This is a genomic window from Algibacter amylolyticus (genome assembly GCF_014202225.1).
Taxonomy (GTDB): Bacteria; Bacteroidota; Bacteroidia; order Flavobacteriales; family Flavobacteriaceae; genus Algibacter_B; species Algibacter_B amylolyticus.
This window is the reverse complement of the sequence record NZ_JACHGE010000005.1, coordinates 84,604-105,242: the sequence shown is the minus strand read 5'-3', so window position 1 is coordinate 105,242 and position 20,639 is coordinate 84,604. Positions and strand designations below refer to the sequence as shown.

Genomic DNA, 20,639 nt, shown 5'->3' with positions numbered 1-20,639 from the left:
TTAAGACATATGAAACTAAATATAATTAAAATATTCGCAATTGTTCCTTTACTAATCGCTTCATTAGCGTCGTGTAGTAGTTATTTGGAACTTGAGCCGCAAGATAATCTTATTCAAGATGAGTTTTGGCAGAATAAAGAACAAGTAGCATCTGCCGTTGCAGGGTGTTATGCATCAATGAACCAGTCTGGGTTTACCGATAGAGTGTTAAAATGGGGTGAGTTAAGAGCTGAAATGTTAGTTTCAGTAAGAGCAGGGAATAATGAGCGAAACATGATGAAAAATTTCATTACACCTACCAACTCTCTTGTTAATTGGAATAATTTTTATGCCACTGTTAACTATTGTAACTTAGTGTTAGAGTTTACAGATCAAGCTCAAGCAAAAGATTTATCGTTTACCGAAGCTGAGGCAGCTACCTTTAAGGCAGAAGCTTTAGCCATACGTTCGTTAGTATATTTTATACTAGTAAAAAACTTTAAGGAAGTGCCTTTGGTTTTAACAGCTACTGCAAGTAATCAGGTTAATTTTTATCCTGCTAAAAGCAGCGAAAGTGAAATTATTGAGCAAATAGTGGCGGATTTAAAAAAGGCTGTTGAAGATCTTAATATCGGATACGAGGCAATAGGTTATGATAAAGGAAGAATGACTAAAGGTGGGGCACTTTCTATTTTAGCAGATGTGTATTTATGGAGCGAACAATATAACGAGTGTATTAACGCCACTCAAGATATTATTGACTCGGGTAGATACAGTTTAGTTGATGGTTCAGAATGGTTTAACAGTATCTTTTTTGAAGGAAACTCTTCTGAAGGAATTTTTGAACTTCAGTTCGACGATATAAATAAAACATATCAAAACGCATTCTATTTTGGTAGTCCTACTTACGCTCCTTTTGGTGGCACAAAAGAACTTTATGTGGAGTTTTTAGATGATGTAAGAGCAGATAAGGCTACTTATGATGAGGATTTAAATACAGTATTTAAGTTTGCAGGTATTGACGAAACTGGGTTATATCGTGGAAATGACGAGTTTTATAACACGTTTATATTTTATAGATATGCCGAGGTTTTATTAATGCAAGCAGAGGCTTATATATTTTCAACTGAAAACCAAAACTTAAATAAAGCAGCAGAGTTAATAGGGCAAGTTCACGAACGTGCAACTGGTGCGCCTTTTAATGTTACTATTGATAAAACATCATTATCAAATGCCTTATTACTAGAGCGCCAAAAAGAATTTGCCTTCGAAAGTAAGCGATGGTATGATTTATTACGTTTTGCGCGTCGAAACAATTTTGAAGATCAATTTCTTATTACAGATTTAGTAGATCTAAAAGCAGGACCTGATGATTATGAACAGATATTAAGTTTTTATTCTGATGCAGAATCTTATTTCTTACCAATTTCTCAAAACGAAATTGATTTAAATAAAAATTTACTTCAAAACCCTTACTACGAAAACAATTAAAAATCTAATATTATGAAAACTACTAAATTAATTACTTGGATTGGAGGTTTGTTCGCGTTCATGTTTATATTAAACAGTTGTAACGACAATCTTGACGGAAGTACGTTCTTTACTACGGACGAAATGACTATTGCAGGAACTCTAGAGTCTAATCCAGAGAAATTTTCTATGTATGTTGATATTTTGCAAAAAACAGAATTCTATACGGCTTTTCAAAGTTATGGCTCTTATACATGTTTTGCACCTACAAACATTGCTGTACAAGAATTTTTACAGGAAAAATGGAATGTTAGTTCGGTAGATGAATTAACTTCTGAAGACCAAATAGAATTCTTGAAAATTATTGTAAAATTTCATACGCTTCCAACAAAACGTGCGGCAAGCGCATTTCTTGAAGGTCGTATTGACGAATTAACATATACTGGCGATTACTTAACAACTTCCTTTGTTGGTGGTGGTGGTATTGCCAATGTGGAAATAAACAGAGAGGCAAAATTAGATCAATATGATATTGTTACCAATAATGGGTTAATACACGCTATAGATCGCGTATTGTCACCTTTTGTAGATGCTGTGCCAAAAGTTATAGAGGACGCAGGTACACATACAATATTTGTTGAAGCTTTAAAACAAACGGGTTACTATGATGTCTTTTCTGAGATTTATAATGAAGATGGAATTAGAGTTAATTTTACCATTTTAGCAGAATCTGATGCGATATATGCTGAGAACGGGATTAATTCCTTTGCTGATTTGGCAGCTGTTATTTCGCCTGATAATTCAGATTATTTGGATGTTAACAACGAATTAAATCGTTTTATTGCTTATCACGCTGCTAGTGATTTCTATTATTCAGCAGATTTTCCGGAAGATGGTTTTGTTAGTACGGTTTTACCTAAAAATGCTATAAAATCATTAAAAACAGACAAAGAGCTTAAAATTAATGAAACAGAGACTGGTACTAATGATACTTGGACATCATTACTTGCCGAACAAAGTAATTTACCTGCTAAAAACGGGGTTTACCATACGGTAAATAAATTACTTACAGTGTTTACGCCTAAGCCTAAATATCAAATTTTCGATTTCCCACTTACTCCAGCTGTAGGTAAGTTGGCGTTTGGTAAATGGTACGGTCCTAATGAACCTAATGAGCCTTACAGCCATGGTTATACCAACCCTCGTGTTTTTCCTACAGGAGAGAGAATTAGAATTCTTAGACAAAGTAAAAACCCATCATATGGAACACCTCAAGACGGTGGTAACACTGTTTTCAATATGGGTGGTGTTACTTGGGTTGAATGGGATACACCAGTACTTCCAAAGGGTAAATATGAAGTTAGAGTTTGTGGTAATACAGGAAATAATGGAAGACCAGTGTTTCAAGTGTATTGGGACGGTCAACCTATTGGATCTCAATGGGATATGAGGGATAATCTTCAGGATGTATTCGGCTCTAATTGGAAAGATGTTGATTCGCTTACTATGAGACAAGCTGGTTATGTTAGAGGGCTAAAAACGGTTCAAACTAACCAAGGTGTAACAGCATACGATTCATCAGGCTGGGGACGATTTATTGTAACTTCTGATTTGCTTTGTCCTGAACAAAGATCACACGTCATTAGATTTGAAACAATAAGATCTGGAGGTATACCAATCGATTATGTTGAGTTTGTGCCAGTTAACTAATAAAACTAAACTAATAACTAAAGAACTAAGAATGAAAAATAAAAATAAAGCAATGCTTACATTTGGCCGTTTTGTAGCCATACTATGCTTACTTGCAACCATTGGTTGTAAAGACGATGCATGGGATGAGCATTACGAACAAGCCGATTCTAGGTTGGAGTCTAACATTTTATCCGTTCTTTCGGAAGATGCCGACTATTCAACATTTGTAAAATATCTTAAACAAACGGGCTATAGCAATCAGTTAGCAACGTCTCAAGCCTATACGGTATGGGCGCCAAACAATGCCGCTTTTGCTCAAGTTTCTGCAGATATTATTAACAATCCAGATTTGTTAAAAGAACTTATAGGTAACCACATAAGTTTGTTTTCTTATAATACTTTGTTTGCTTATAATGCGGAAACCAAAGAAGAAACACTTGTTAAAATGTTCAACGATAAGTATGTTGAATTTGTTAATAATAATGAAGGTTCTAGTTTTGGCGATGTAAATGTTGTTAAAGCAGATATTTTAACTGCAAACGGAATTTTACATACTATAGACGAAGTGTTGGAAGTAAACCAAAATATTTGGGGCTACTTAAATGAAAATGCCGATAAGTATCCAAAAATCGTGGACTATTTAAGTGCATTTAATGAAACTGGATTTGATGAAGCTAATAGTGTTAAAATAGGTACTAATACTTTAGGACAAACGGTATATGATTCTGTTTTTAGTACTACTAATTCATATTTCAAAATAATTGGAAATTTAAGTTCAGAAGAGCAACGATTTACTTTTATTGGATTAACAGATGATTTGTATACTAGTGCTTTCGATCAATTAGATGATTATTTCTATCATCCAGTGGCAGATTCAACTCAAAATGCTACAGATCGCACAATATTTGATAATCTAACTATATTTCCGCAGGTTGAAATTGATGAGCTAACTAGCGATCCTGTTACCACAACAAGAGGAAATCAACTGGTAATTGATCCAAATGCTATTGTTGAAAATATTGATTTAAGTAACGGTAATATTTTTGAATTAAACGAGCTTAATTACGATCCAAAAGGTATTGTTTATAAGCCTATACGATACGAAATTGAAAATACTGATAAAAGAACAATAGGTTCAATAACAGATTTTTCTGTACAAAAGAAATATGATGTTTTTGCTTCAAGACAATTTACTAATGTGGTAAGGTTATCTGCTAACCCTACTAGCAATAACTCTAATAATTATTTTGAAATTTCTTTTAATAATGTATTGTCTGCTAGTTACAATATAAACTTAAAGTTTTCTCCTATAGGAGCTGCGCAAGACACAAAATTAAAATTTGAGTTTAGTTATATAGGCGCCGATTTTAGACCTGTTGTAGTAGAGATACCGCCAATTATAGTTAGTAATCTTGAAGATGGTGTAATAACTATTGGAGATGTTATCGATATCCCTGTTTATATAGATAATTCAGAAGAGAACTTCTTTTACGCTAAACTAAAAGTTATAGTTGATGTTTCTGAACCGGAGCTACTATTATATGATCGTACGTTTGGTATTGATTATGCAGAATTAGCTCCAATAGAATAATTATTATTACTAAAAATTAAATATGAATTATCTGACTATGATGAAAATAAAAAATACATATTCCCTGCTTTTCATTTTATTTTTCGGAATTACTTTTGCTTTGCAAGGACAGGAAAAATCTAAACTTACCGTAACAGGAACGGTTTTAAATGCTACTAATAGTGAACCACTTGCAGGTATTAACGTGCGTGTTGGTAAATTTGCTTCTGTTTTAACAGACAAATCCGGAAATTTTAGACTAAGAGTGCCAGATAGCAGAGCAACGCTTACGGTTTCTAGTTCTAATTTCCATGTTAAGGAGGTAGCTTTAAAAGGACGTTCAAATGTTGAAATTAAATTACATGAAAAAGCATTCAACTCTTATTATAAAGATGTTGATATGCCTTTTGAAAAACAAACAAATAGTTCAATTACCAATGCCGTTTCTGTAAAGGAAGGCGATATTTCAACACCTAGAGAGTCTGTTGCTAATATTTTAAATGGCGAAGTAAGTGGTGTAAGATCCATTATGCGTTCTGGCGTTCCTGGAATTGGCGCTAATATATTTATTAGAGGTTACAATACCATAAACGGTTCTACACAACCATTGGTAGTTGTAGATGGTATGATGATAGAGACTAATACGTTCTCTAACAATAATTTAATTAATGGATATAGCTACGATCCTTTATCGGATATTAATCCAAAGGATATTGCAAGTATTACAGTAATTAAAGATGCGGTTTCAACGTATGGCTCTAGAGGAGCCAACGGTGTGATTCTTATAGAAACCAATAAAGCGGAAGACGTTGCTACTAAAATTGATTTTTACATTCAAGGTGGTTTAAATTTTGCGCCTAAAAATATCCCTATGATGGATAGCAACCAGTTTAGAAGTTATTTGAGCAATCAAATGAACAACTCTGGTCTGTATTCAAATAGTGCTATTGCAGGACTTCCTTTTTTTAATGAAAACACCGCTTTCGAGGATTATTCAAAATATCATAATACAACCAATTGGCAAGATGAAATTTTTACTAATAACTACGTAAATGATTATTACTTAAGAGTTACTGGTGGTGATGAAATTTCTAAATATGGTTTATCTATAGGGTATACAACCAATGAAGGTGTTGTTGAAAATTCTGGTTTCAATAGGTTTACTACACGTTTTAATGCAGAAACAAGCGTTACAGAAAGACTAACGTTAAATACTAATTTAAGTGTTGCATATACCGAGCGTGATGTGTTTGATGATGGATTACTAAGTACCTCGCCAATATTTACGTCACTTCAAAAAGCACCATTTTTAGCACCGTTTACGCCAAATGCAGATGGTGTTGTAACTGGTATTTATGAAGATATTGATGAGTTAGGAGCTAGTAACCCTGTAGCTATTACAGATAATGCTATTTTTAAAGCTAAGGATTATAACTTATATGGCCAATTAAAATTTATTTATCAAATAACTAATAAGCTTAGTGTAAGTTCATTAGTTGGTGCTAACTATATTAAAAACAGACAAAACGTGTTCTTGCCAGATTTAGGTTTGGCTACAGAGTTTAACCAATATGGCGATGAGTTAGTACGTACATCAAAAGTAAGTGCCGAGAGTTTATTTGCAGTGTATAACGATACCAAATTAAACTATAAAGTAAATGTCGATCATATACACGATTTCTCATTTAACTTAGGGTTCCGTTATAACCAAAATAGCTATGATAACTCGTATTCTATTAGTGGAAACTCTGGAGACGATCAGTTCACCTCTTTAGATAGTGGAGATAGGTTAACATTTGTTACATCTGGTAGTATTGGTAACTGGAAATATGCATCACTGTATGCAGGTGGAGACTATGCGTTTTTAAATAAATATTTTGTAAGCTATAATTTATCTATTGATGCTTCATCTCGATTTGGAGATGATAAATCAGGAGGTTTCTTTCCTGCTATAGGAGCTGCTTGGTTAGTTTCATCAGAAAACTTTATGGCAAATATGCCTGCTATCGATCAGTTAAAACTTCGTGCTAGTTATGGTTTAACAGGTAACGATGGTATTGGTAATTACAATGCTGAATCTTACTTTGTTTCAACTAGATTTTTAGAAGGTTCAGGTTTAGTAAATGGAAACATTGCTAATAGTTCTATAAGATGGGAAGAAACTACCAAAGCCAACCTAGGGTTAGATGTTGGGTTGTTTAATGAGCGTTTGGCTTTAAATTTTGATTACTTTAATAATGTATCAGATGGGTTATTAAATTTAAATGAATCTAGTCCAATATACGGTAGTGAAGGTTTTTTAAATAACGATGGAAAAGTTAGAAACCGTGGTTTCGAGTTAGGCCTTAATGCACGTATTTTTAATACTAGTAAATTTACTTGGGATATTGGTGGTAATATTTCACAATATAAAAACCAAATTATTTCGCTTCCTGGACAAACTCAAATTACAACTGTCGATGGTATAAATGCTACTATTTTAAACCAAGAAGGCGGAGCAATAGGTTTATTTTATGGATATAAAACTAATGGTATTTATAATAATAGTGCAGAGGCTAGTGCCGATGGTTTAAACTGGACCGATTTTAAAGGTTTCGAACAAGCGTTTGTTGCTGGAGATGTAAGATTTGTTAATACTGATGCTTCCGATAATGTAATAAATGAAGATGATAGAGTTGTAATTGGAGATCCAAATCCAGATTTTACAGGAACATTGTTTAACACGTTTACATACAATAAAATATCTCTTTCTACAGTGTTCTCATTTAGTCAAGGTAACGACATTTATAATGCATTACGTTGGAAAAACGAAGCTATGAGCGATTTCTCTAACCAAAGTCAGGCTGTAGCAAATAGCTGGACGGTTGCAAATCAAAATACTTCTGTGCCACGTGCTGTTTATGGTGATGCCGTAGGGAATTCAAGATTTTCAGATAGATGGATAGAAGATGGATCGTACATTCGTCTTAAAACCATTACGCTATCTTACAGTCCAGAAATTTTTAATGCTACGTTTTATGTAACAGCAAATAATATATTTACAATTACAGATTATTTAGGTTATGATCCAGAAGTAAGTTCATCTCAGTCAAGTTATTTACAAGGCATTGATGCAGGATATACACCGCAATATAGCTCTGTATTAATTGGAGTTAGATTAGGACTATAAATTATTCTAAATATAAAAACACATATAATGAAACAATATATAAATATAACCTTTGGAGTACTTTTAAGTTTAACTCTGTTTACGTCTTGTGAATCTATTTTAGAAGTTTCGCCAGAAGAAGTATTACTTGAGGATGATTACTTAGGAGATGATGCCATAGATGCACGATCAGCTTTATTTGGTGTACTATCTCAAATGCAAGATGTCGCAGGGCAATATGTTATGCTTGGCGAAATGCGTGCCGATTTAGTGAATGTAAATGCTAATACAGCCGATGATTTACGTCAAATTAACGACCACAATGTTAGTGAGGATAACAGTATTGCAGATCCAACAACATTATTCTCTATTATAAACAACTGTAACTTTGCTTTAGAAGGTATTGATACTGATGCTTACGATAATGTATTGCTAGATGACTATGCTTCAATTCTAAGAATTAGAACTTGGGCACAAATGCAAATCCTTATTAATTATGGCGAATTACCATATATTACTAAGCCAATTAGAACCAATAAAGATTTAGAAACGGAGTACCCTTTATTAGATTTTAATCAAGCTATTAATAAATTAATTTCTAATCTTCAAGAAATTGCAGACGTAGAAAACGTTACTAAATATGCAAATTCATTAGGATATAATATTTCTAGTATGATTCCTAACAATGATATTCTTTTAGGAGATTTATATTTATGGAATGGAAATTATACAGAAGCAGCCATACATTACAAGCAGTTTTTAGACGATAATGTAATTGGAAATGTATATAATTTAAACTCTTATGCCGTAAATGTTGAGCCAAGTGGAAGTGATTATGTATTTACTACGTCATGGATTAGTATTTCTCAAGATTACATAGCAGGTAACGAGCATATAGATTATACAGCATTCGATGACCAATACCGCCAACCAAACGAAAGTTTTGAAGCACTTACTACCCAAATGAGACCATCTGAATGGGCTATATTAAAATTTGGAAATGGTAAAGCTGGTTATGAAGGAGAACCTGTTGAAATACTTAATTACATAGGCGATACTCGAATTATAGGATCGTATGATGGTGAAGGTGATGCATCAGTAATATATAAATACCAATATGAGCGTTTTATATGGAATAGAGCAGCTAAAATTTATTTAAGATATGCTGAGGCTATAAACTATGCAGGCTACCCACAACATGCTTTAACTATTGTTAATGGTATTTTTAATAACCCAGATGTAGAGCCAGTGGATGCTTTAGTATTTAATAATGTAGAAGGTTTTCTAAATTTTGATATCGATCAGTATTATACGGTTAATAATAGCGACCAACCAATTTCTGGTAATCGTGGTATAAGAGGGCGTGTTGGTATGGCTCCAGTTAGTATTGCAGAAGATTTAGCATTAAATGAGGCTATCCAAGAAGTTGGAGCGCTTATCCTTGAAGAGGCTGCATTAGAGTTAGCTTTTGAAGGTAATAGATGGGAAGATTTACTTCGCTTTGCTAAACGTGATAATAACCCAGCAATTATAGCTGATGCTGTTTTTAATAAGTTTGACACATCTGGAAATACAGGTCAAGCGAATGAAGTAAGAGCAAAATTAATGGATCCATCTAATTGGTTTTTACCATTAGCTATTCCAGATAATTTTATAGAAGAGTAGTTTTTTTTCGTAGATAAGTTACCAATTAAGGTGGTAATAATTAAACTCCAAGTTCTACTTGGAGTTTTTTTTGAATTATACTATAACGCCATTAGGCTATTTGTTAGTATTGTTATAATAAAAGGTGTTGTTAGATTATAGAATAAGGAGTTAATGGCTCCTAGAAGGGCTTAAAGCAGCTGTGTTTAGTCTGTTTCGTTAAAGAAGAGTGTATGGTGCTACAAAAAAAATAAGCAGTTATAGAAACTATAACTGCTTATAATAGAAAAACTAAAACTAACTAACTCAAATTTTAATATTTAATTGCTTTAGATAATGATGTAATCTCTAGCATTACATCAACAATTAATTATACTGTAAATATATTTAGACTATAGGTATCATAATATAATTCAAAGTGCAATCAGTATAAATTATAAGCCTTTTTGGCTATAAAATGGGTGTTTGAGGGCTAAAATGAGGTTTTTTACTTATTTGCTTCAAAAAAAATGTTGGTTTTCACAGATTTTATTCATGACGTTATTCTAGATACAGTTTTTATGTTAGTTTATTAATTTACAGGGGTGTATTTCGCTGCTGCCATGTGTTTAATTAAAAATAATTGAGAATAAAAATTTACTGTTTTTAGTTACAATATTTTTTAATTTTTAATCTGCTTTTATTCTAAAAGCCTCGTGACAGCCTTTTTTAGCCGTAAATGAGCGATAGTTTATAGCTTTTGGATGATAATTTAATAACAGTATAATCTTTAATTCCTAAAATTGTACTTCAAGTATTACAATGGTTGTAGTGCTGTTAAATTTTATATTTAATTGATATTAAATAATATTTATCCCATAGTTTATTAAGTTTAAAAAGAAAATGTAATGAGTATAACCAAACCAGTTTTAGTTTTAGTGTTATTTTTAATGCTTGCTTGTAATTCTACAAAAAAGGAAGTGTCAACGACTGATAGTGCAGTGTTTAATTCAGATAAAGTATTACAACAGAATGCTACTAAAATGAAAGAAGTTGCTGCTAGTTTAACTAATTTCGATAGTTTTCCTAGAAATGTAAAAAATAATAAAACAGATTGGGATTTTGTTGGCGTTACCGATTGGTGTAGTGGGTTCTGGCCTGGGGCATTATGGTATGCATACGAGGCTTCTGGAGATGAGCAAATTAAGGTGCAAGCAGAGAAATTTACGGCACCGCTTAAAACAATAGCTTATACACCTGCCGATAATCATGATATTGGGTTTATGGTTTATTGTAGCTATGGTAATGGGTATAGATTAACTGGTAATGAGGAATACAAAGAAATTTTATTAGCTGCAGCCGATACATTAGCTACGTTATATAATCCAACTGTAGGAACTATTTTATCATGGCCTAGTCAAAAACATAAGTTTAAGTATAACACCATCATAGATAATATGATGAATTTAGAGTTGCTATTTTGGGCAGCTAAAAATGGAGGTGATCAAAAACTATATGATCTTGCTAAAAGTCATGCCGAAAAAACAATGCAGCATATTGTTCGTAAGGATGATGCGGTATATCACGTAGGTTCTTTCGATGAGGAAACTGGTGAGTTTTTAAGAGGTTATACGCATCAAGGTTATGCAACCGAGTCTATGTGGGCTAGAGGTCAAGGATGGGGGGTTTACGGATTTGCCGTGGCATATAGAGAAACTGGAGATAAAGCATTTTTAGACACTGCAATTCGTTTAGCAGACCATTATATGGATCGTTTACCAGAAGATAAAATTCCATTTTGGGATTTTGATGATCCTAAAATTCCTAACGCACCAAGAGATGCATCTGCAGCAGCTGTAGTAGCATGTGGTATGTATGAATTGGCTGGTTTAGTTAAAGATGAGGCCTTAAAGAAAAAATACATTGATGCCGCTACAAGTTATGTTGAGGCATTATCATCTAAGGAGTATTTAAGTGGCGATGTTAATCAAGCTTTGTTATTGCATTCAACAGGGCATTACCCTAAAAACTCAGAAATTGATGTGCCTATCGTATATGCTGATTACTACTACATGGAAGCATTAGTACGTTTAAATAAGCTTAATAAGACTAATAGTGCTGTTGTAATGAAGTAATACAATGGTAAATAGTATTGCTCAGTTAAGTGTTAGAGCGATCATTAAAAATAAAGATTAATACCGGTTTTAGAGAAATTCTAAAGTCGGTATTTTTTTTGAATTATAGTTTCTGTTTTAAAAAGTGTCTAGAATTTAAGGATTAGTTCAATCGGAAAATGCTATTAATAAGTGATGTAATTAAAGCATTAAATTTTCATTTATAAAGTGCTTTATTAGCCCGCAATAAAAGCTTTAACGCCCTTAAAATGCAGAATTGTTGGGCAGATATAACAAATGAGCAATAGTTTATAATTTATGGTCAATGATTTATATACTACAAAATCTATAATTTTTATTATTGTGTCTATATAATTTTTTCGATGTAACTAACTGAAAACAGTAGGTTTTAAATCTGAAAAATGGTCTTAAAAAGATGGTGTTAAAAGAACAAAAAAATTTAAAAATGAAAAAATTCGGGATTTGGAGCTTACTTATGGTTTTGATGCTGAATTTTGCATGCGGACAAAAAGAAGATAAATTAGCCAAGGCAGAAACAGATTCTAATGCACAACAAATTACTGATGCAGAACGTATGCAATGGTGGGAAGAAGCTCGTTTTGGCATGTTTATTCATTGGGGTATTTACACCGTTCCAGCAGGATTTTATCAAGGTAAGCCGGTTTCTAATAGTGCAGAGTGGATTATGAACAAGGGCAAAATTCCAATTGCCGAATACGAAAAATATGCCGATCAATTCAATCCAGAAAAATTTGATGCTAAAGAATTTGTGGCTCTAGCAAAACAAGCCGGAATGAAATATATGGTTATTACAGCCAAACATCATGATGGGTTTTCTATGTTCGACTCAAAGGCAACCGATTATAATATTGTTGATGCCACACCTTTTAAGCGCGATGTTTTAAAAGAATTGGCTAAAGAGTGTCAAAAACAAGGTCTTAAATTCGGGTTCTACTATTCGCAAGCACAAGACTGGCATCACCCAGGAGGCATGGGAAATAGTTGGGATAAAACATTAAAACGAGTAAGTAGCGATGAGTATGTTTACGAAAAAGCACTTCCCGAAGTAAAACAATTGCTTACTGAATATGGACCAATTGCTATTTTTTGGTGGGATACACCAAGAGCCATGACCAAATCTGTGGTAGATAGTTTACATCACATAACAACGGCATTACAACCTCGAATAATTACAAACGATCGTTTGGGTGATGATTATCCCGGAGACCATAAAACCTTCGAAAGAAACGGACCAAGGCATCAACCAGAAGCAAGATATTGGGAGTTATGTCAACCTGTAAGTGGGAGTTGGGGCTACCGTAGAGACGATAATAAATTTAAATCTATTCCTAATTTAATTCGCAATTTAATAGATCAAAGTAGTAAAGGCGGAAATTATTTACTTAATGTGAGTCCAACCAACGAAGGGGTTTTAAAACCAGAAGCCGTAGAGCGTATGCGAGCTATTGGAAAATGGATGGATAAAAATAGCGAAGCTATCTACGGAACACAAGCAAGTCCTACAAGTACAGAGCCAGATTGGGGGAGAATTACCATGAAAACGGTTGATAATAAAGGGCTTTTATATTTACATGTTTACAATTGGGAAGATGGCGCTACTTTACCTATCCGCCTTAAAAACAATGTAGAATCTTGTTATTTACTAACAGATAACAACAGAACGTTTAATACTAAAACTTTAGATGAAGGTATTCAAGTACACTTAACAGGAAAAGCGCCAGATAGTGTGGCTTCGGTAATTGTATTAAAATTAAAAGAAATGCCTAATGCCTTGCCAATTCAACCTTTAGGACAAAATGAAGATGGTGTAGCTGTATTACCTGCCTTTAGAGCGCAATATGAAAATTTACAAGGCCCAGGAGCGCTGTATAACGATCATTTAGATTGTGTTGGAAGTTGGGATAGCGAAACCGCTAGAGTTTATTGGTCTTTCGTTTTAGATAAACCAGGGACTTTTAATGTAGAACTTGGATATTCAGGAGCAAAAGAGACCGAAATTGAAATTAATTTCAACGGAGAAAAAAAGGCAGTTAAAATTCCAGTAACGGGTAATAATCCAAAGCGATTTAAAACCACTAATTTAGGTGAGGTTAAAGTTGATAAAGCTGGTAGTTATGAGTTTTCTTTAATGCCAGTAGCCGGAAAATGGCAGGCCATTAACTTGAAAGATGTAAAGTTAATACCAATTAAAAACTAAGGGTTGCGTAAAACATGAGATACCTAATTTTATTCTTTTTTACTGCGTTTTCTTGTGCAACGGCACAGAATTCAATTTTCGATAATTTGGAAGAAGCGCCAATAAATGGTGGTTTACAAATGGACGATTATTGGGTTTGGGGGAGTTCGGTAATTAAGGGCGACGATGGGCAGTATCATATGTATGCATCGCGTTGGCCAAAGTTTTTACCTTTTCATCCAGGTTGGATGGTAGCCTCAGAAATTGTTCATGCCACATCAAACACACCCGAAGGACCATATAAATTTCAAGATGTCGCTTTAGGAAGTCGTGGTGCACAATTTTGGGATGGACGCTCATGCCATAATCCTAAAATTGTAAAACATAAGGATACTTATATTTTATATTACATGGGGTCTACGCATCCGTTTGAGGAAGTCACCCAAAATAATATTGAAGATTTTAATTTAAGTAGCAAATGGTGTATAGCCGCACGTTGGCAAAAACGTGTAGGTGTTGCAACTTCTAAAAGTCCTAATGGGCCATGGAAACGATTAGACACTCCAGTTTTAGATATTAAACCAGATACCTATTACAGCTTTTTAACCTCAAACCCTTCACCATTAATTAAAGAAGATGGTTCGGTAGTATTGCTTTTTAAAGGAAGAAGTTATCAAGAAGATGGTATAAAACACAGCGATATGAGTATTGGTGTAGCTACAGCGCCTTCGTTCGATAGTGAATATACTGTAGTAGGAACAAAACCTTTATTTTCTATGGAACATTTAGGCGAAGTGGAAGATCCGCATTTATGGAGCGATGATAAGGGATTTCACTTGGTAGCTAAAGATCAACGCGGATTAATTACCGGAGGAAAAGGCGACGGACTTTTAGCGCATTCCAAAGATGGCATCCATTGGGTAGTTGATAAGAACCCTAGAGCGTATACAAAATTAGTAAAATGGAATAACGGTAAAACAATAAAACAAGGGCAATTAGAACGTCCGTTTGTATTTGTGGAAAACGGAAAACCTACACATATTTTCTTTGCTACTATGGATGGTCCTGGTGGTTTTAGAAACGGAACAAAAACATGGAATATGGTTATTCCATTAAAATAATTAGAAATTAAACCAATTAAATAATCTAACTAACACTTTTTAAAATGAATAAAAAAATATTATTATGGTCCATTACTGCTGCCTTAGCTGGTTTTTTGTTTGGGTTTGATGTTGTAGTAATTTCAGGTGCCGATAAAAAATTACAAGCACTTTGGGGTTCATCTGAAGCTTTTCATGGCGCAGTAGTTATGGGTATGGCACTTTGGGGAACTGTTGTTGGTGCTATTTTTGGTGGTATTCCAACTAATAAATTTGGTCGTAAAAATACTTTAATTGTTATAGGTCTTTTATTTGCTGTTTCTGCAATTGGTTCTGCTTTTGCAAACGATCCTTACGTATTTGCTTTTGCACGTTTTATTGGTGGTTTAGGAGTTGGAGCATCTACAATTGCTGCACCTGCTTATATTTCGGAAATCGCACCAGCAAAAGACAGAGGGCGTTTAGTGGCTATGTACCAATTTAATATTGTTTTTGGTATTATGATTGCTTATTTATCTAATTACCTATTAAGTGATATTGGTGAGAATGCATGGCGATGGATGCTTGGTGTAGAAGCTATTCCAGCAGTTTTATATGTGTTGTTTGCTTTAAAATTACCTAAAAGTCCGCGTTGGTTATTATCACAATCTAGAGAAGCTGAAGCTAGAGAGGTCTTGCAAATTATAGATCCAGAAGCCGATGTTGATGAGCAAGTAAGAGAATTTAATTCGCATTCAGAAAAAAGTGATAAGTCTGAAACCATATTCATAAAAAAATATAGATTCCCGTTAATATTAGCTTTTTTAATTGCTTTTTTCAACCAGTTTTCAGGAATTAATGCCGTATTGTATTATGCACCACGAATTTTTGAAGCTGCAGGTTTAGGAGAAAGTACAGCATTATTAAATAGTATAGGCTTAGGGGTTACCAATCTTGTTTTTACATTATTAGGCGTCTTTTTAATTGATAAATTAGGACGAAAAACTTTGATGTACATTGGTTCGGTGGCATACATTGTGTCACTAGGGCTTTTATCTGCGGCATTCTTATTAGAATGGACAGGTATGGCAGTGCCATTTTTCTTGTTTTTATTTATAGCGGCGCATGCTGTGGGGCAAGGAGCTGTAATTTGGGTGTTTATTTCAGAAATTTTCCCGAATCACTTAAGGGCTTCAGGGCAAGCTTTTGGTAGTTCTACACACTGGGTGTTAGCAGCCATTATTCCATCGGTATTTCCTTTACTATTAAAATTAGTAGGTGGTGGTTTGGTGTTTTTAGTATTTGCAGGAATGATGGTTTTACAATTGTTATTTGTAGCTTTTATGATGCCAGAAACTAAAGGGAAAACTTTGGAAGAGTTAGAAGATATTATGATAAAAAAATAATAAGGTTTTTAGAATGATGAAGAAAGTAGTAGGTGTAATTCTTGTTTTTTGTTGGTCTATTCAGTTATATGCCTCTAAGGTTGATAGTCTTTCGGTATATAGTAAATCCATGAATAAGACTATAAAAAATGTGGTAATAACACCAGATGCCTACACCAAAAAGGGAGCCCCTTTTGCTGTGGTGTATTTGCTGCATGGTGCGGGCGGTAATCATAAAGCGTGGTTAGGTAAAGCACCTCAAATTAAAAAATACGCCGATATTTATAATGTAATCATCATTTGTCCAGATGGCAATAAAACCAGTTGGTATTTTGATAGCCCTGTTGATGAGAGTATGCGTTATGAAACATACATTTCAAACGAGCTTATTGCAGAGGTAGATAGCAAGTACAATACCATTGCCAATAAAAACAATAGAGCCATTTCTGGTTTTAGTATGGGCGGACATGGTGCTTTATATTTAGCATTTAAGCATCCTGATATTTTTGGAGTAGCTGCAAGTATGAGTGGAGGAGTTGATATTAGACCATTTCCATTGCGTTGGGATATGGCAGATCGTTTAGGTGTGTATGCCGACAACCCAGATAATTGGGAGGAAAACACCGTAATTAATTTAGTGCATTTGCTAAACGGGAAGAATCTGAAATTTCTATTCGATTGTGGTGTAGACGATTTTTTTTATGATGCCAATGTAAGACTTCATAAAAAACTTGTAGAACGTAATATTCCACATGATTATATTGAGCGCCCTGGAGGTCATACTAATCAATATTGGGCTAATTCTATAAAATACCACATGGTGTTTTTTAACGATTTTTTTAAAAAATAAAATAATTCGAACCAATGAATTTTAAATCAGTTTATCTTTTTTCTTTAATAGCGGTGTTTTGTTTGTCTTGTAAAAACAATACGAGCGAAAATAAGGAAACACAGGAGGTTATAACAAGTACTTCATCCTTAGTAAATAGTAAACCTAATATTGTTGTTTTACTGTGCGACGATTTAGGCTACGGCGATTTATCTTCTTTTGGTCACCCAATTATTAAAACACCTAATTTAGATAAGCTAGCGGAAACAGGAATTAAGCTAACCGATTTCTATTCAACAGCACCGGTGTGTTCGCCTTCGCGTGCGGGACTATTAACAGGAAGAAGCCCAAATAAAGCAGGGATTTACGATTTTATTCCAGGACTTAAAAAGAGTCCAGATAATCGAGATTTAGTGCACCTTCAAGCCCACGAGCAAACCATTCCTGCAATGCTTAAATCTGTTGGTTACGCTACTTGTTTAGTGGGGAAATGGCACTGCAGCTCACGTTTTAATTCTGATGAACAACCACAACCAGACGATTTTGGTTTCGACCACTGGTTTGCAACGCATAACAATGCAGCTCCAAGCCATAAAAACCCTAAAAACTTTATTAGAAATAGAGAAAAAGTTGGCGAAATTGAAGGTTTTAGTAGCCAGATTATTGTTACCGAGGCTATCAATTGGTTAGATAATAAAAAAGATGATAATCCATTTTTCTTAGAAGTAACTTTCCACGAACCTCATGAGCCTATTGCATCTCCTGAAAATTTAGTTGAAAAATATTTACCGCTTTCTGAAAATAGAGAACAAGCTGAATATTTTGCTAATGTTGAAAATGTAGATATCGCTGTTGGTCGTTTAGTGGAATATTTCGAATCTAAGAATATGGATAATACGTTAATCGTATTCAGTTCAGATAATGGTCCTGAAACTTTTATGCGTTACAGTAGAGCTAAACATTCTTATGGTTCGCCAGGAGCATTAAAAGGGATGAAACTTTGGACTAACGAAGCTGGTTTTAGAGTACCAGGAATTATTAATTGGATTGGTAAAAAGACCTTTACAGGAACCACGAATAAAGTCGTTTCTGCTTTAGATTACCTACCCACTTTCGCAGAACTTTCGGGAGCTAAATTACCAAATAGAAACCTTGATGGCGAATCGTTTACAGCACTTCTTGAAAATGGAGATTTTAATAGAGAAAAGCCATTAATTTGGGCCTTTTATGATGCTTTAAACGAAAGAAAAGTAGCCATGCGAAAAGGAGACTGGAAAATTATGGCAAGTATTGAAGCCGATGGAAAACCTTTACCAAACATCCATAATCTTTCTGATGGCAATGAGGCTTTAGTTAAAAACGCCAAATTAGTAAACCATGTGTTGTTCAATTTAAAGAAAGACATTAGCGAATCTGAAGAATTATCAGGAAGCAATCCAGAAATTTTTCAAAACATGAAAAAAGCTTTGGCGGTAGAATATAAAAACTTGTTAGACGAAAGCCACATTTGGGTTAGAGAAGAATAATTTAAACGTACAAAAATGAAATACGGCATCATTAAAAAAATCACTTTTCTCTGTTTAGTAGCGGTCTGTTTTAGCTGTAAAAACAACGATGCTATAACAGTTTCATCTCCAGATGCTTCAAAGAAAATGATATTCTTACAAGGTGAAAATCAAAACGATTTAACCTTTTCTGTGTTTTATAGAGACAAGGAAGTTATTCAAACATCTGTTTTAGAATTACTTTCTGATGATTTAAATTTTTCAGGAAAAGTTTCAGTTGAAAAAATTGAAAATTCTTCCGAAAACACAACATGGACGTCTCGATTTAACGAGTTAAGTACCATTCCAGACCATTATAATCAAACCAAAATATATCTTAAGCAAGGCGAGGCTAAACTTAATATTATTGCACGAGCTTATAATGAAGGTGTTGCTTTTGCCTATGAAGTTCCCGAACAAAACAATATTAAAGACATTGGTTTAAGTGAAAATATTCACTTTAATTTTCCTGAAGATTATCCAGTTTGGTCAACTCCAAAACGTGAAAAGGGTGTGTTAACTGCCCAAGGTGAATACAGAAAAATTCCTATTACAGCATTGCAAGAAGGTGCCGAACGTCCGCTATTAATAGAAATTAACGATAGCATAAAAATAGCTTTAGCCGAGGCACAATTAGTAGATTATGCACGTTTAAGTTTTAGTAGAGGCAATACTTCAAAATATAGTATTGTGTCATCTCTAGACGGAAAAATGGGCGAGCAAAAACAAGATACCATTACTGGTGCTGTTATTTCCGAACGAAAAATTGAAGGTGCTAAAGTGCATAAAAAATTACCGTTTCAATCGCCATGGCGTGTTGTTATGATGGGTAATAGCTATGCCGATTTATTGGAGAAAAATTACATCATTCAAAATTTAAATCCCCCATCTACAATTGATGATTCTTGGGTAGAGCCAGGTAAAGTTTTACGTGAAACAACCCTAACAACGCAGGGTGGCTTTGCAGCTATAGATTTTGTAGCTAGCCATAATATGCAATACGTACATTTTGATGCCGGATGGTATGGAAATGAAATGGATAACGAATCGGATGCTACAACGGTTACACTAGATCCAAAACGTTCTAAAGGGCCTTTTGATATTGAAGCCATTTGTAAATATGCCAAAGAAAAAGGTGTTAAAGTCATGCTATACATAAACCGTAGAGCTTTAGAGGGAAAAGTTGACGAGGTGTTTCCGGTACTTAAAAAATGGGGTGTTTCTGGTGTGAAATATGGTTTTGTTCGTGTTGGCGACGAGAATGCCACCACTTGGATGCACGAAGCCGTTAAAAAAGCAGCAAAATACAAATTGGTTATAGATATTCACGATGAGTATAGACCAACAGGGTTTTCTAGAACCTATCCAAATTTATTAACCCAAGAAGGTATTCGTGGCGATGAAGAAACGGTTCCAAACGAGCATACATTAATAACCATGTTTACAAGAATGTTAGCTGGTGCTGCCGATAATACGGTTTGTTATTATAACAAACGCGTAGATAAAATGGGCTCTCATGCATCTCAAATGGCAAAAACAGTTTGCATATTTAGTCCGTTGCAATTTTTATACTGGTACGATAAAGCACCAGCGGCACCTATTAAAGACGATGGCCTTTGGGGCGATACCAAAACCATTGGTAACGAGCCGGAGTTAGAGTTTTTTAATAACGTACCAACCACCTGGGATGAAACTAAAGTATTGCATGCCGAAATAGGAGAATTAGGAGTTATTGCTCGCAGAAGTGGCACCGATTGGTTTATTGGTGGCATTAACGGAATTAAAGGGCGAGAAGTAGCGCTTAATTTTGCGTTTTTAGATGCTAATCAAGAGTATATTGCAAAATTATATACCGATGATGAATCTATCAACACAAGAACAAAAGTTAATATTGAAGACATTAAAATTTCAAATAAATCAAAATTAAATCTAAATGTGAAAAGCAATAACGGTTTTGTTATGCAGATCACTAAACTTAACTAATTAAC

12 protein-coding genes are annotated in these 20,639 nt (G+C 34.2%); all 12 read left to right on the top strand.

Annotated elements, in window-relative coordinates; genetic code table 11:
- The first annotated feature begins 9 nt into the window (after nucleotides 1–9).
- The 12 genes from HNQ90_RS11335 (at nucleotide 10) to HNQ90_RS11280 (ending at nucleotide 20,634) form a co-directional block, all read left to right on the top strand.
- A complete protein-coding gene (locus HNQ90_RS11335) occupies nucleotides 10–1,470 on the top strand; it encodes a RagB/SusD family nutrient uptake outer membrane protein (protein WP_144116205.1) in 1,461 nt (486 codons plus the stop codon).
- Between the two features lie 12 nt (nucleotides 1,471–1,482).
- On the top strand, nucleotides 1,483–3,159 hold the full coding sequence (locus HNQ90_RS11330; protein ID WP_144116206.1) for a fasciclin domain-containing protein: 1,677 nt from the start codon (nucleotides 1,483–1,485) through the stop codon (nucleotides 3,157–3,159).
- Nucleotides 3,160–3,190: 31 nt separating this feature from the next.
- Nucleotides 3,191–4,732 carry a fasciclin domain-containing protein gene (locus tag HNQ90_RS11325; protein ID WP_172625856.1) on the top strand — a complete coding sequence of 514 codons (1,542 nt, stop codon included), beginning with the start codon at nucleotides 3,191–3,193 and terminating at the stop codon, nucleotides 4,730–4,732.
- A 37-nt stretch (nucleotides 4,733–4,769) separates the two neighbouring features.
- Entirely contained in the window at nucleotides 4,770–7,880 is a 3,111-nt protein-coding gene (locus tag HNQ90_RS11320) for a SusC/RagA family TonB-linked outer membrane protein (protein ID WP_172625857.1), read from the top strand.
- Between the two features lie 27 nt (nucleotides 7,881–7,907).
- Nucleotides 7,908–9,524, top strand: coding sequence for a RagB/SusD family nutrient uptake outer membrane protein (locus tag HNQ90_RS11315; RefSeq protein ID WP_144116209.1), 1,617 nt, complete (start codon nucleotides 7,908–7,910; stop codon nucleotides 9,522–9,524).
- Between the two features lie 866 nt (nucleotides 9,525–10,390).
- Nucleotides 10,391–11,617, top strand: coding sequence for a glycoside hydrolase family 88 protein (locus HNQ90_RS11310; protein ID WP_144116210.1), 1,227 nt, complete (start codon nucleotides 10,391–10,393; stop codon nucleotides 11,615–11,617).
- A 445-nt stretch (nucleotides 11,618–12,062) separates the two neighbouring features.
- Nucleotides 12,063–13,835, top strand: coding sequence for an alpha-L-fucosidase (locus HNQ90_RS11305; protein ID WP_206669641.1), 1,773 nt, complete (start codon nucleotides 12,063–12,065; stop codon nucleotides 13,833–13,835).
- Nucleotides 13,836–13,849: 14 nt separating this feature from the next.
- Nucleotides 13,850–14,935: a glycoside hydrolase family protein gene (locus HNQ90_RS11300; RefSeq protein WP_144116211.1), complete on the top strand. Its 1,086-nt coding sequence runs from the start codon at nucleotides 13,850–13,852 to the stop codon at nucleotides 14,933–14,935.
- A gap of 44 nt (nucleotides 14,936–14,979) precedes the next feature.
- Nucleotides 14,980–16,299, top strand: a complete 1,320-nt coding sequence (locus HNQ90_RS11295) for a sugar porter family MFS transporter (RefSeq protein WP_144116212.1) — start codon at nucleotides 14,980–14,982, stop codon at nucleotides 16,297–16,299.
- A 13-nt stretch (nucleotides 16,300–16,312) separates the two neighbouring features.
- On the top strand, nucleotides 16,313–17,128 hold the full coding sequence (locus HNQ90_RS11290; protein WP_241678349.1) for an alpha/beta hydrolase: 816 nt from the start codon (nucleotides 16,313–16,315) through the stop codon (nucleotides 17,126–17,128).
- Between the two features lie 14 nt (nucleotides 17,129–17,142).
- Nucleotides 17,143–18,633, top strand: coding sequence for a sulfatase-like hydrolase/transferase (locus HNQ90_RS11285; RefSeq protein ID WP_144116213.1), 1,491 nt, complete (start codon nucleotides 17,143–17,145; stop codon nucleotides 18,631–18,633).
- A gap of 15 nt (nucleotides 18,634–18,648) precedes the next feature.
- Nucleotides 18,649–20,634: a glycoside hydrolase family 97 protein gene (locus HNQ90_RS11280; protein ID WP_144116214.1), complete on the top strand. Its 1,986-nt coding sequence runs from the start codon at nucleotides 18,649–18,651 to the stop codon at nucleotides 20,632–20,634.
- Nucleotides 20,635–20,639 lie beyond the last annotated feature (5 nt).

Coding starts and splice junctions, on each gene's coding strand:
- HNQ90_RS11335 (WP_144116205.1), top strand. CDS start 10: ATGAAACTAAATATAATTAAAATATTCGCAATTGTTCCTTTACTAATC.
- HNQ90_RS11330 (WP_144116206.1), top strand. CDS start 1,483: ATGAAAACTACTAAATTAATTACTTGGATTGGAGGTTTGTTCGCGTTC.
- HNQ90_RS11325 (WP_172625856.1), top strand. CDS start 3,191: ATGAAAAATAAAAATAAAGCAATGCTTACATTTGGCCGTTTTGTAGCC.
- HNQ90_RS11320 (WP_172625857.1), top strand. CDS start 4,770: ATGATGAAAATAAAAAATACATATTCCCTGCTTTTCATTTTATTTTTC.
- HNQ90_RS11315 (WP_144116209.1), top strand. CDS start 7,908: ATGAAACAATATATAAATATAACCTTTGGAGTACTTTTAAGTTTAACT.
- HNQ90_RS11310 (WP_144116210.1), top strand. CDS start 10,391: ATGAGTATAACCAAACCAGTTTTAGTTTTAGTGTTATTTTTAATGCTT.
- HNQ90_RS11305 (WP_206669641.1), top strand. CDS start 12,063: ATGAAAAAATTCGGGATTTGGAGCTTACTTATGGTTTTGATGCTGAAT.
- HNQ90_RS11300 (WP_144116211.1), top strand. CDS start 13,850: ATGAGATACCTAATTTTATTCTTTTTTACTGCGTTTTCTTGTGCAACG.
- HNQ90_RS11295 (WP_144116212.1), top strand. CDS start 14,980: ATGAATAAAAAAATATTATTATGGTCCATTACTGCTGCCTTAGCTGGT.
- HNQ90_RS11290 (WP_241678349.1), top strand. CDS start 16,313: ATGATGAAGAAAGTAGTAGGTGTAATTCTTGTTTTTTGTTGGTCTATT.
- HNQ90_RS11285 (WP_144116213.1), top strand. CDS start 17,143: ATGAATTTTAAATCAGTTTATCTTTTTTCTTTAATAGCGGTGTTTTGT.
- HNQ90_RS11280 (WP_144116214.1), top strand. CDS start 18,649: ATGAAATACGGCATCATTAAAAAAATCACTTTTCTCTGTTTAGTAGCG.